Source organism: Pseudoalteromonas sp. APAL1 (assembly GCF_021532475.1).
GTDB classification, from domain to species: domain Bacteria; phylum Pseudomonadota; class Gammaproteobacteria; order Enterobacterales; family Alteromonadaceae; genus Pseudoalteromonas; species Pseudoalteromonas lipolytica_C.
Genome location: NZ_JAKGAW010000003.1, coordinates 164,819 through 178,347 on the forward strand (window position 1 = coordinate 164,819; position 13,529 = coordinate 178,347).

Sequence of the window (13,529 nt, forward strand, 5' to 3'; positions counted from 1 at the left end):
TAATTCAGCCAAAACGATTGAGCGGGCGTATTCTACCAGCTTTAGTAATAACTACAAGGTAATCTTTACTCAGGCAATTGATTTGATAAACCGCGCTTTGATTTTAGGTGCCCATCTTTATGACGCTCACCAGTGCCAATAAACACGCCATCAGCCATAACTTTTACCACGCCATCAGGCACAGGTTTACCAATTACCACCGTTTGACCATGGCTAAACGCCACACCCTGCTCTTGTGTAATTTCAATCACAGGTAAATCAACCAGTGCGGTATCCATTGGCAAAAGTAGCTCATCTAGGTAGCTTGAAGGTGCCACATCATCTGCTTTTGCTTGCTGTAGCTTTTCTTCAAGTTGCTCAAGAGTGACCATTTTCTCACTAGGATAATGGCCCACAGCACTGCGATGTAACATGATAACATGTGCACCACAGCCTAGCTTTTCACCTAAGTCGTCAACAATTGTACGAATATAGGTACCTTTAGACACATGCGCCGTCATTTGCACTTCGTTGTTCGCTTCGTCAAACTCATCAAGCGTTAAACTAAATACATTAATTTTTCGACACTTGCGTGGCACTTCAATGCCCTCTCGCGCATATTTATACAAAGGCTGACCTTGATATTTAAGCGCTGAATACATTGAAGGATATTGATCCGACTCACCTATAAAACTGGCAATTTGCTCAGCTAATTGCTCACGCGTAACTGATACTTCACGCGTCTCAACGATTTCACCATCTGAATCAGAGGTGGTAGTTCGCTCGCCAAGTTTTGCGCGTACAACATAAGTTTTGTCTGTATCAAGCAAAAACTGGGTAAACTTAGTCGCTTCACCAAAACAAATTGGCAGCATACCCGTTGCAAGCGGATCAAGCGCACCTGTATGGCCTGCTTTTTGTGCAAAGTAAATACCCTTTGCCTGCTGCAATGCTTTGTTTGATGAAATACCTTGCGGCTTATTAAGTAATAAAATGCCGTCAATAGCACGACCTTTACTGCGTCTAGCCATTAGTCTTTAGTGCCTTCTTCGCTATCATCTTCGTTTACATGCTTGGCATTATCTTCACGAATAACTGAGTCAACCAAGTTTGAAATACGCATACCTTCCATTAGCGAGTTGTCGATTACAAATCGTAACTCAGGCATGATGCGCGCACGAATGCGTTTACCTAATAAAGAACGAATATAACCCGTTGCTTCATTTAAGATTTTAGCGCTTTGCTTGGCTTTATCTTCATCATCAGTATTAAACACTGTGATAAATACTTTTGCATAAGATAAGTCGCGAGATACCTCAACCGCAGACACTGTCACCATGCCTAAGCGTGGATCTTTGATTTCGCGTTGAAGAATAACAGCAATCTCTTTTTGAATTTGCTGAGCAACACGATCAGTGCGAGAAAATTCTCTCATTTCATTTCACTCTAAAATAATAACTTATTGATGTTAAACAATAAGTTAATTTAATTACGAATACACAAATGGGGGCTAGGCCCCCATTTAAAATAGTGACTTAAACGAAATTAAAGTGAACGTTGTACTTCAACCGTCTCGAATACCTCGATTTGGTCGCCAACTTTAACATCGTTGTAGTTCTTAACGCCGATACCACATTCCATACCGTTACGTACTTCTTGTACGTCATCTTTAAAGCGACGTAGTGACTCAAGTTCACCTTCATAGATAACCACGTTATCACGAAGTACACGGATAGGCGCGCTACGCTTAACGATACCTTCAGTAACCATACAACCTGCGATTGCACCAATCTTAGGTGACTTGAACACGTCACGAACTTCAGCAAGACCAATGATCTCTTGCTTAAATTCTGGAGCAAGCATACCTGACATCGCTTGTTTAACTTCTTCAATCAGGCTGTAGATTACGCTGTAGTAACGTAAGTCTAGGTTTTCTGACTCAATCACTTTACGAGCTGAAGCATCAGCACGTACGTTAAAGCCAACAACGATTGCGTTAGATGCCGCAGCAAGCGTTGCATCAGTTTCAGTGATACCACCTACACCTGAACCAACAATCTTCACTTTAACTTCATCAGTAGAAAGCTTAGTTAGTGAATCAGCAATCGCTTCAATCGAACCTTGTACGTCAGCTTTAAGTACGATGTTAACTTCTGAAACATCGCCTTCCGTCATGTTAGTAAACATGTTTTCAAGCTTCGCTTTTTGTTGACGAGCAAGCTTCACTTCACGGAATTTACCTTGACGATAAAGTGCTACTTCACGCGCTTTACGCTCATCTTTAACAACAGTAGCTTCATCACCCGCAGCAGGGATACCAGATAGACCTAAAATCTCAACTGGGATAGATGGACCTGCAGACTTGATGTCTTTACCGTTCTCATCTTTCATCGCACGTACACGGCCATATTCAAGACCACAAAGTACGATATCACCTTGGTTAAGCGTACCAGACTGAACTAGGATTGACGCAACTGGACCACGGCCTTTATCAAGACGTGACTCAATTACAACACCTGCCGCCATGCCTTCTGCTGGTGCAGTAAGTTCTAAGATCTCAGCTTGCATTAATACAGCTTCAAGTAAGTCATCGATACCTAAACCAGTTTTTGCAGAGATGTGTACAAATTGCGTATCACCGCCCCACTCTTCAGGGATAACGTCTAACTGAGCTAACTCGTTCTTAACGCGATCTGGGTCGATACCTTCTTTATCCATCTTGTTAACTGCGATGATTAAAGGAACGCCTGCAGCACGGGCGTGCTGAACCGCTTCTTTAGTTTGTGGCATTACACCATCATCCGCAGCAACAACTAGAATAACGATATCTGTTGCTTTCGCACCACGAGCACGCATTGATGTAAACGCGGCGTGGCCCGGAGTATCTAAGAATGTGATCATGTGACCATTTGTTTCAACGTGGTATGCACCAATGTGCTGAGTAATACCACCGGCTTCGCCAGAAGCAACTTTTGCTGAACGAATGTAATCAAGTGTTGACGTTTTACCGTGGTCAACGTGACCCATTACTGTCACAACCGGTGCACGAGGAATGGCTTTACCTTCTTCGCTACGGTCGCTTAGTACTTTCTCTTCTAATTCGTTTTCTTTAACGATGATAACCTTGTGGCCCATTTCTTCAGCAACTAGTTGTGCTGTTTCTTGGTCGATCACTTGGTTGATGGTAACCATGTCACCCATCTTCATCATTGTTTTAACAACTTCAGCACCTTTAACCGCCATACGTGATGCAAGCTCTGCAACAGTGATTGTTTCACTGATACGAACTTCGTTTTTCACGTCAGCCGTTGGTTTTTGGAAACCATGTTGTAAAGACGTTGGTGCTTTAAGCTTGCCTTTTTTGCCTTTAGGACCAACAGGCATTTTCTCTTTTTGAGGTCCTTTTTTCTTTTTCTTACGACGAGCGCTTTGCTCTTCACGTGCATCAGACTCATCTTCTGCTTCACGTGCGTAAGTTGAAGTTGTAAGGTGGTGATCAGCGTTTTCTTCACGCTGCTTACGCTCTTCTTCTTCCTTTTTCCAGCGAGCTTCATTTTCTTCAGCTAGCTTTCTTGCCTCTTCTGCTTGACGTTTCGCTTCTTCTTCAGCTTTTCTCAATGCGGCCTCTTCTGCTTCTTTTTGCAGACGCTCAGCTTCGGCGCGATCTTTTTCAGACTTAGCACTTTGCTCTGGGGTCATCTGCTTCTGTTTCGCTTTACGCTCAGCTTCAGCTTTGCGTTTAGCCTCTTCTTTGGCTTTACGGTCAGCTTCTTCTTTCGCTTTACGTTCTGCCTCTTGTTTCGCTTTAAGCTCCTCAGCTTCTTGCTGGGCTTTAAGCTCTGCTGCCTTACGGGCAGCTTCTTCTGCAGCTAAACGCTCTTCTTCTTGCTGTTGCTCAATGGCGCTTTTCTTAACATAAGTACGAGTTTTACGTACTTCAACTTGGACAGACTTTGCTTTACCTGTTGAGCCAGTCACGCTAAGCGTGCTTTTGCTTTTACGTTGCAAAGTCATGCGGGCTGGGCCTTCAGAACCCGTACCGCCATGCTGCTTGCTCAAGTGGTCAAGTAACGTCGACTTTTCAGACTCAGTTACCATATCACCTGCTTTTTTAGAAATACCGGCTTGCTCAAGCTGCTGTAGTAGTTTATCAACAGTTGTACCAATATCTCCGGCTAGTTTTTCAACATTTACTTCTGCCATAGTGTGTAATACCTCCGTTAATAAATTACTCTTCTGCGAACCAACAAATGTTACGCGCAGCCATAATTAGCTTGCCAGCTTCTTCTTCTGAAAGTTCAGTGATATCCACTAACTCATCAATACCTTGCTCTGCTAAATCTTCTAGTGTTACTACACCTTTACTTGCCATAACAAATGCAAGGTGACGCTCAAGACCTTCAAGTGCAAGTAAGTCCTCTGCAGGCTCTGCACCTTCAAGGCTTTCTTCTGTCTTAAGCGCTTTTGTTGTTAACGCGTCTTTTGCACGTGAACGTAAGATATCAACTGTTTCTTCATCTAAACCGTCGATTTCTAAGAATTCTGATGCTGGAACGTAAGCAACTTCTTCAAGTGTTGAGAAACCTTCGTTGATAAGTAATGTTGCAAACTCATCATCAATATCTAGGTACTCAGTGAATAAGTTGATTAGTTTATCAGACTCAGCTTCATTCTTTTCACGCATTTCATCAACTGTCATTACGTTTAATTCCCAGCCAGTTAATTGGCTAGCAAGACGTACGTTCTGACCGTTACGACCGATTGCTTGCGCTAGGTTATCTGCTTCTACAGCGATATCCATTGAATGCGTGTCTTCGTCCATTACGATTGACGCAACTTCTGCTGGTGCCATCGCATTAATAACGAATTGAGCTGGGTTGTCATCGTAAAGAACGATATCAACACGCTCACCGCCAAGCTCTGTAGAAACAGCTTGTACACGTGCACCACGCATACCAACACACGCACCCACAGGGTCAATACGTTTGTCGTTTGATTTAACAGCGATCTTTGCACGAGAACCAGGATCACGCGCCGCAGCACGTAATTCAATCATTTCTTCGCCAATCTCTGGCACCTCAATGCGGAATAACTCCATTAGCATCTCAGGCTTAGAACGTGTAACGAACAATTGTGCTCCACGTGCTTCTGGTTTTACTTCGTAAAGTAAACCACGAATACGGTCACCCGGACGGAAGTTTTCACGCGGTAGCATGTCGTCACGGTAAATAACCGCTTCAGCATTGTTACCTAGGTCAAGGATAATAGCATCACGTGTTGCTTTTTTTACAACACCTGTTACTAATTCACCTTGTTGATCTTTATATTCTTCAACAACAAGTGCGCGCTCAGCTTCACGTACTTTTTGTACGATAACTTGCTTCGCCATTTGCGTTGTAATACGGTCAAATTTAATTGATTCGATTTGCTCTTCAACGTAATCACCAAGTTGTAAAGACGGGTCTTCAACTTGTGCTGCTTCTAATGTGATTTCGCTGTAAGGATGTTCTAATGAACCATCTTCAAGAACTTCTGCAATTTTCCAACGACGGAATGTATCGTAATTACCTGTTTTACGATCAATTGCTACGCGAACATCAATTTCGCCATCGTGTTTTTTCTTTGTAGCAGTCGCTAATGCGAACTCTAACGCTTCAAAAATCTTTTCTTTTGGAACCGCTTTCTCATTGGAGACGGCTTCAGCAACCAATAATATTTCTTTTGCCATGGGTTATGCCTCGCTTGCCCTATTCCTTCGCACTCGAATTAAAACTTTGCGATGATGTTCGCACGTTCGATATTACTAAGCATAATCATATGCTCAGTGCCATCTGCCGAAAGTGTGATCATATCACTGCTAACTGATACTAAGTCGCCTTTAAAGTTACGACGACCATCTTGTGGAAGCTTAGTACGCACGCGTACTTCTTCTCCTTGCGCCTTCTCGTAATGATCTTGTTTGAATAATGGACGATCAACACCAGGAGACGACACTTCCAAATCATATTCATTTGTAATTGGATCTTCGACATCCAAAATTGCGCTAACTTGACGACTTACGTCGGCACAATTGTCAACCGTAATCCCTGCATCGTGATCGATATAAACACGTAATGTAGAGTGGCGACCAGCTTGCACAAACTCAAGACCATGTAACTCAAAGCCTAACATTTCTACGGCTGGTGAGAGCATGGTTACTAAATCTTGCTCAAGTTTTGTCACGAAAATCCTCCATACAAACAAAAAAAGGGCATAAAGCCCTGAAATACTGAGTTTAATGATGATTAAAACACATCATGCTAGACCAGATACAACAACGCCCCGAACCAAGCGGGGCGTCACACCTAAAGCATAAAACTGTGTGGCCTAGGGCCAAGCTTGGTTGCGAGTCAAATATCTGACTAAATTAAACTAGATAGCCTAAACGCAAAACGCGCATTACCCAGAATGCGCGACTTCATACAGTAAATTAATTACTGAGCACACTAAGCGCATTTTAAATGCCTTAGTATGTAGTTGGTTGCGGGAGCCGGATTTGAACCGACGACCTTCGGGTTATGAGCCCGACGAGCTACCAGGCTGCTCCATCCCGCGCCAATCGATATTAAAGTAAATTACTTAATATCATCTAATCGAGTATTAACACCTCAATTCAATGGCGGCCATTATAAGCATGTAGCGCTCAATTAGCAACCTTCCAGCATGAATTAGTTAGACTATTTTTTACCTAAAAATTTTATGACAGCATTGTCATAAAATTTATTGTTTTATTAAATCTGGTCTATATTAAGTCATATAATAAGAACAACCTATAGCCAAGACTATATAAGTGAGCTGCGATGAGTTTATCCACTGCACAAAAAAGGCTTTTACAGCAAAACATTAAACATTTAAAACCTAATTTCCATCAATTTACTTTACAGTTCCACACACTGGCAAATAAGCACAGTTTACACATGACCCTGCCCAGTCAAGAAAGTATTAATAGGCGTAGTTATCTGCTTTTTTGTGCTTTGAATAAAGTTGTCATGCACTTAGATGATTTGAAACAAGTAACACCTTTCATAGAATACTTAGCCAACAACCTCAGTTTTTTAAACGTAACAAGTCAAGATATAGATAATTTAACGAATGCTTTTATGAAAACCGTTGAATCAATGCAAGAACCTATGAGTGAACAACTTAAAGATGCGTGGCAATTAGCAACTCGCCTTTTTGCAAATATCGTTAAGTGCTATTTGTTTTCATACAGCAATGTCATACCACTGCAAGATAATTTCGCAGTAAGAAGAACTTCATAATTTAACCAGCTCATTACTCAATCTGTCTAATTGGCGTTGTTCTACCGCAATTAGAGTATTGTACTTTTTAGTTACTGCACTCATTTTGGCGGACAACGCATAATCTTTATTCTCAGTACTAAGATTAATTGCCTGTTTATCAGCTTGCTGTTGTAATTTGGCTATCTGTTGATTCAATTCATCGTAATAGCTGTCTATCTTGTTCTTGTGTTCAGTCATTTTTCGCTTTATCTGTTCACTGCGAATATAGCTATCAATCTCGGTGTTTTCAGTCTTTGATAGCGTTGACTCTAAGCTAGCTTGCTCTGCATTTAATCTATCAATATTACGTTGTTCATTATCGATTAATAAATTATAACGCTCTGAAACAGCAGTCATTTGTTCAGCAACTGCGGCTGCCTTTTTTGCTCCAAATGAAGAGCGAAAGTACTCATCTGCCTGATTATTCAATGCAGCTATTTCACTATTTAATCGCGCGGTATAGGTATCTATCTTATCGAAATGCTCAGCCTTTTTCACAGCGATTTGTTTCAAACGAATATATCTATCAAGCTCATCATTTTGCTTAGCAAGTGCGACAGGTTTAGGTACTGAGTTAGGGTTAGTTTGAAGCTGATGGTCTTCGATAACTATCAGCTTTGCATCAACACCACATGGTTGCTGACTAAATTCAACAGTACCATCATGCTCGCACTTGTAAATGGCCGCATTTGCAATTGAACTTGCCAACACCCCTGTGATGGCAATTACTAATTGAATGACATTATTGTTCATATTTCACCTTCCGTAGTGGTGTACATCAATTAAATGGTAACACCCTAATAGCTATTCATACTCTATAATAGATCGATATTCAGGTTTACGTCGTAAAGAATAATTTACCTCAGACTGGGTATAGACAGCGTGCAATTTTCTACCATCCGATTTATTTTTGGCGACCAGCTAAACGCCAACCACAGCTGGTACAAAGAGCAAGATCAACAACATATACTATATGTTGTTGCCGAATTAAAACAAGAAACAAACTATGTGAAGCACCATATCCAAAAGGTAGCTGCATTTTTCGCAGCCATGGAAAACTTTGCTAAGGCGCTTGATAAAGTCGGGTTAAATTGCCTACACCTTACGCTTGATGATACAAAAGATGACAGCACCTTGTGTGAATTATTGACCCGACTGGCCAAACACTATCAGTGCAACACTATTGAATATCAATACCCTGATGAGTTCAGACTAAAAAAACAAATGTCAGAATTTGCTGAGCAAAGTGATTTAGACGTCAAAGGCTTCGATACAGAGCACTTTCTACTGCCGTTTGAAGATATAAGTACGCACTTTAAAAAAGATAAACACGTCAAAATGGAATTTTTCTATCGTGCAATGCGAAAGCGCTTTAATATTCTCATAGACGATAATCAACCTTGCGGCGGGCAATGGAATTTTGACCAGCAAAACAGAAATAAGTTAAAACAAAACGACCTTGATAAAATCCCAGCTCCATTATGTTTTAGCCATGACGTGAGCCACATCTTAAAACGTATCGAAAAACATAAAGTAAATACCTTCGGCGAATGCGGAAAAACTTTGCTGTGGCCAACTACACGTAATGATGCCAAACAACTGCTGCGTTTTTTTTGTGAAAACCTGCTGCCCCATTTTGGCCAATTTCAAGACGCAATGACCTGCAATTCACAGCATCAATGGTCTTTGTATCATAGCCGCTTGTCATTTGCTCTTAACACCAAGATGCTACATCCGATGCAAGTCATTAAACAAGTGTTAGACACCTACGAGCAACATACTGATGATATAGATATTGCGCAAGTTGAAGGATTCATTAGACAAATCCTCGGCTGGCGCGAGTATGTAAGAGGGATTTACTGGCAGAATATGCCTCAATACAGTGAAAAAAATCACTTAAATGCACAGCGTTCTCTACCAGAGTATTTTTGGCATGGTAAAACAAACATGAATTGTATGCAGCATGCCATCAAACAAAGCCTTGAAACAGCGTATGCCCATCACATACAACGCTTAATGGTCACTGGGAATTTTTGCTTATTGACCGCAATCGAGCCAACTGAAGTTGATGCATGGTATCTAGGTATTTACATCGATGCTATTGAATGGGTTGAAATGCCCAATACTCGGGGAATGAGTCAGTTTGCTGATGGTGGTTTAATTGCCACTAAACCCTATGCTGCTAGTGGCAATTACATTAATAAAATGAGTGATTACTGCAAACACTGCAGCTACAAAGTAAAAGAGAAAACCACTGACGATGCGTGTCCATTTAACAGTTTATATTGGCACTTTATGTTAGAGCATGAGGAACAGTTATCGCAAAACCCACGGATCGGTATGATCTATAAAAACTGGTATAAACAAGATGAAGCTCTTCAGCAAGCGACGCTTGAGCGAGCCAACTGGTGTTTAAATAATTTAGAAAAGCTGTAATAAAAAAGCCGCCTCAATTGAGGCGGCTTATTACTAACAAATAACTAGGGAAACAATGCTTTGTTGATAAGTATAAAATTACTTATTCTCGAGTAATTTACCATTACCAATTTCGATTTTACGTGGTTTCAGCGCTTCTGGAATTTCACGTTGTAAATCGATACTTAGTAAGCCGTTTTCAAGGTCAGCGCCTAGTACTTTAACGTGGTCGCCTAATTGGAACTTACGTTCAAAGTTACGCTCAGCAATGCCTTGATGAATGAACTTACGCTCTGCATTGTCTTCTTTGTCAGCTTTTGTGCCACTGACTTTTAATGTGTTGTTTTCTGACTCGATGGTCAATTCACTTTCACTAAAACCGGCTACAGCCATAGTGATACGATATTTGTCTTTATCGAGTGCTTCGATGTTATACGGAGGAAAACTTGGCTGCTTGTCTGTACGAGCTGCCGCATCCATTAATGATGCTAAATGATCGAAGCCGATGAATGAACGATAAAGTGGTGATAAGTCTACTGTACGCATAATTATATCCTCATATTTAAGCGATATTTTGTTAGTGCTCTTCTATTGAACCAGCGCTAACAAAGTTAAATTAATAATATATATTTCAATTACTTTAGTTTGTTTGGGACCCATCAGGCGTCCTCACTAAACTATTTATGGGCGGGTAAATTCTTTTCAAGATTTTTAGCAAAAAAAATTGCAATTTTTTTAAATTAAATGAAAGTTAAGTGCTCTCAAACTGGTCTGAATAAGTTGATTTTAAAGGGCTAACCACGTAAAAAATAACAATGAAAAAAAATCTAACTTTTTTAAAAAAATTTTTAAGTGTGCTAAAAAATGTCGTGTTAATGGCAGTCATTGTGTATGCCGTGACCACATTTCAGCAGCGAAATTTACTCTCAACTGATAAAACCCCTGCCCCCTATTTTAATTTGGCCACGTTAAAAGACCCGACACAGCGGATGACCATTGCGCAATTGCAAGGAAAGCAAACAGTGGTGTATTTCTTTGCGCCATGGTGCTCAATTTGCCGCTACAGTATGCCAAATTTAGAAACTGCCTATCAGCAAGGTAAGTTAAATGCGATAGCGATTGCCCTCGATTATGAGAATATTACTGAAGTAAAACAGTTTACTGATTCACTCGAATTAACCATGCCTGTGTTACTTGGCAGTAAAAGTACAGGCCAAGATTATAAAATCAGTGCCTACCCAACTTATTATGTTATTGATGAGCAGCTGGCTATCACTGCGCATTCTATGGGTTACTCAACAGAGCTTGGCCTCAGAATCCGCACACTTGATTAGCTCAATCACATTTGCTGAGAAAAAATAGAACAGTACAATCGATTTTATGCACTGTTTTTATTCATTGAATTCGTTAAGATGATAACCAGATAAACCATCGAGGAGAGCGATATGTTAACTGTAATTTTTGGCCGTGAAGGCTGCCCATACTGTGTACGTGCAAAAGACGTTGCTGAAAAACTAGCTAATGAGCGTGATGATTTTAAATACCGCTATATCGATATCATCAAAGAAGGGATCAGCAAAGCAGATTTAGAGCAGTCTGCTGGCAAACCTTGCCCAACCGTACCACAGATTTTTATTGACCAAGCCCACATTGGTGGCTTCACTGAGTTCGAAGCATACGCTAAAGAAAATTTAGGGTTATATCAATAAATTGTAAACGTGGTTGATTTTTGCAAATTTAAATTGATTAAATTATGACCAACATCAACCACATACAAATTAGTTGTAATTTATACAAGCAATTGCCTTGTATTTCCTATACAATGCGCGCCTCTTTAAATTCGTTGAGGCGTATTAATGTCAGAACCAGTCACGTTTGAATCTCTAAATCTTTCTCCTGCAATCCTTAAAGCAGTTGAAGAGTTGGGTTACAAGACTCCATCTGAAATCCAAGCTCAATGTATACCGTTATTGCTAGAAAGAAAGGACGTACTGGGACTAGCGCAAACGGGTACAGGTAAAACAGCAGCATTTGCACTGCCGTTACTAAATAATATTGACCCGTCTGTGAAGCAGCCACAGATCCTTGTTTTAACGCCTACGCGTGAACTTGCGATCCAAGTAGCTGAGGCATTCGAACAATATGCTAAGCATACTCGTGGTGTGGAAGTTTTAGCCCTATATGGTGGCCAAAGCTACAGCATCCAACTAAGTGCACTTCGTCGTGGCGCGCAAATCATTGTTGCAACGCCGGGCCGCTTAATTGACCACATTAACCGTGGCACTATCAAGTTTGAGAGCTTACAAGCCCTTGTTCTTGATGAGGCAGACGAAATGTTACGCATGGGCTTCATTGATGATGTAGAAAGCATCATGGAGAAAACGCCACGTGAAAAGCAAACATGTCTTTTCTCTGCGACCATGCCTAAGCAAATCCAAAATATTAGCAGCAAGTACATGAATGAGCCTGAGCAAGTTCATATTTCTGCTCGTAACTCAACTGTATCAACAGTTGAGCAAGTATTTTGGAATGCACATGTACACAAAAACAAAGCAATCGTTCGCTTCTTAGAAGCTGAAGAATACGATGGTGCAATTGTTTTCGTACGTACGCGTAACGACACGGTACAGTTAGCTGAATTACTTGAGCGCGAAGGTTTCTCTGCGGCACCACTTAATGGTGACATGAACCAACAAGCACGTGAACGTACAGTAGACCGTTTGAAAAACGGCCTAGTTGATATCGTTATTGCAACAGACGTTGCTGCACGTGGTCTTGATGTAGACCGTTTAAGCTTAGTTATCAACTACGATATCCCGCAAGACTCTGAAGCCTACGTTCACCGTATCGGCCGTACAGGTCGTGCAGGTCGTACAGGTAAAGCGATTCTTTTCGTAAAACACAACGAGCGTTATTTACTTAAAAATATCATTCGTCATACGAAATCAGAGATCGCACAAGTTGATTTGCCAACTGCAAAAGTCGTTGAAGAAAAGCGTATTAAAGCACTTCAAGACAAGTTAACAATTGCGCTTGAAAACAAAGACATTACGTTCTTTAATCAAGTAGCTGCTAACATGGCTGAAAAACTTGAGTTAAGTACTGAAGACTTAGCAGGTGCGTTACTTTGTTTAGCGCAGCAACAATCACCAATCAAGGTTGAAGAAGTTAAAGTTCAACCGCGTGGCGAACGCAGCGAACGTGGCGACCGTCGTCGCAACGAACGTGGTGATCGTGGTGGTGAGCGTTCTGCACGCGAGCGTAAACCTCGTGAACCGCGCGAGCCGCGTGAGCGCAACAGCCGCAGCATGGGTCCTATGGATACTTACCGTATCGAAGTAGGTCGCGAGCACGGTGTACAAGTTAAAAACATTGTTGGTGCGATTGCTAACGAAGCTGATATCTCAAGCAAGTTTATTGGTGATATTCGCTTACACGACAGCCACAGCACAGTACAGTTACCACAGAACATGCCAAAAGATGTGCTTGATCACTTCCAAAAGGTATTTATCTGTAAACGTCCTATGAATATGACGCTAACACAAGACCAAGGTCCTGCTGCTCCTCGCGCAGAACGCCCAAGTGGTGACCGTGGTGATAAAAAGCGTAACTTCAAAGACCGTGGTGAAAAACGTGGTGGCCCTCGTAAAGAGCGTCGTCCAGTGAGCTTCACAGCTAACTAATTGAAGCTGTAAGCTGTAAGCTGTAAGCTGTAAGCTGTAAGCTGTAAGCTGTAAGCTGTAAGCTGTAAGCTGTAAGCTGTAAGCTGTAAGCTGTAAGCTGTAAGCTGTAAGCTGTAAGCTGTAAGCTGTA

Annotated in this window: 12 protein-coding genes and 1 tRNA gene; 5 read left to right on the forward strand and 8 right to left on the reverse strand. The window is 41.3% G+C overall.

The window, feature by feature from the left end; genetic code table 11:
* Positions 1-65: 65 nt before the first annotated feature.
* The 6 genes from truB to L1264_RS03015 all read right to left on the reverse strand — a co-directional run bounded on the left by truB (position 66) and on the right by L1264_RS03015 (position 6,573).
* Complete coding sequence (truB, locus tag L1264_RS02990) at positions 66-1,010, reverse strand: tRNA pseudouridine(55) synthase TruB (protein ID WP_135923957.1); 945 nt, start codon at positions 1,008-1,010, stop codon at positions 66-68.
* Entirely contained in the window at positions 1,010-1,414 is a 405-nt protein-coding gene (gene rbfA / locus L1264_RS02995) for a 30S ribosome-binding factor RbfA (RefSeq protein WP_036969898.1), read from the reverse strand. Before rbfA ends, truB begins: the two co-directional genes overlap by 1 nt.
* A gap of 110 nt (positions 1,415-1,524) precedes the next feature.
* Positions 1,525-4,182 (reverse strand): translation initiation factor IF-2, encoded by a 2,658-nt coding sequence (gene infB, locus L1264_RS03000; protein WP_135923956.1) that lies wholly within the window; start codon positions 4,180-4,182, stop codon positions 1,525-1,527.
* Positions 4,183-4,207: 25 nt separating this feature from the next.
* Positions 4,208-5,707 carry a transcription termination factor NusA gene (gene nusA, locus L1264_RS03005; RefSeq protein ID WP_135923955.1) on the reverse strand — a complete coding sequence of 500 codons (1,500 nt, stop codon included), beginning with the start codon at positions 5,705-5,707 and terminating at the stop codon, positions 4,208-4,210.
* Between the two features lie 38 nt (positions 5,708-5,745).
* Entirely contained in the window at positions 5,746-6,201 is a 456-nt protein-coding gene (gene rimP / locus L1264_RS03010) for a ribosome maturation factor RimP (RefSeq protein WP_062569821.1), read from the reverse strand.
* A 295-nt stretch (positions 6,202-6,496) separates the two neighbouring features.
* Positions 6,497-6,573, reverse strand: a tRNA-Met gene (locus L1264_RS03015).
* 245 nt (positions 6,574-6,818) lie between these two features.
* Here L1264_RS03015 and L1264_RS03020 point away from each other — a divergent pair.
* The gene (locus L1264_RS03020; protein WP_135923954.1) at positions 6,819-7,280 is read left to right on the forward strand and encodes a globin; all 462 of its coding nucleotides are present in this window, start codon (positions 6,819-6,821) and stop codon (positions 7,278-7,280) included.
* On the opposite strand, the gene L1264_RS03025 is transcribed toward L1264_RS03020, so the two are convergent.
* Entirely contained in the window at positions 7,275-8,054 is a 780-nt protein-coding gene (locus L1264_RS03025; protein WP_199527851.1) for a DUF4124 domain-containing protein, read from the reverse strand. The two genes, L1264_RS03020 and L1264_RS03025, sit on opposite strands and share 6 nt — an antisense overlap.
* 129 nt (positions 8,055-8,183) lie before the next feature.
* On the opposite strand from L1264_RS03025, the gene L1264_RS03030 reads away from it, so the two are divergent.
* Positions 8,184-9,737: a cryptochrome/photolyase family protein gene (locus tag L1264_RS03030; protein ID WP_199527852.1), complete on the forward strand. Its 1,554-nt coding sequence runs from the start codon at positions 8,184-8,186 to the stop codon at positions 9,735-9,737.
* Between the two features lie 78 nt (positions 9,738-9,815).
* Here the strand turns inward: L1264_RS03030 and L1264_RS03035 are convergent, their stop codons facing one another.
* On the reverse strand, positions 9,816-10,262 hold the full coding sequence (locus tag L1264_RS03035) for an Hsp20 family protein (RefSeq protein ID WP_135923951.1): 447 nt from the start codon (positions 10,260-10,262) through the stop codon (positions 9,816-9,818).
* Between the two features lie 329 nt (positions 10,263-10,591).
* Here L1264_RS03035 and L1264_RS03040 point away from each other — a divergent pair, with 329 nt between their 5' ends.
* The 3 genes from L1264_RS03040 (at position 10,592) to L1264_RS03050 (ending at position 13,399) form a co-directional block, all read left to right on the forward strand.
* Entirely contained in the window at positions 10,592-11,050 is a 459-nt protein-coding gene (locus L1264_RS03040) for a TlpA family protein disulfide reductase (RefSeq protein ID WP_235382040.1), read from the forward strand.
* A gap of 111 nt (positions 11,051-11,161) precedes the next feature.
* A complete protein-coding gene (locus tag L1264_RS03045) occupies positions 11,162-11,425 on the forward strand; it encodes a GrxA family glutaredoxin (RefSeq protein WP_054553185.1) in 264 nt (87 codons plus the stop codon).
* Positions 11,426-11,572: 147 nt separating this feature from the next.
* Positions 11,573-13,399 (forward strand): DEAD/DEAH box helicase, encoded by a 1,827-nt coding sequence (locus L1264_RS03050; RefSeq protein ID WP_199527854.1) that lies wholly within the window; start codon positions 11,573-11,575, stop codon positions 13,397-13,399.
* The last annotated feature ends 130 nt before the right edge of the window (positions 13,400-13,529 follow it).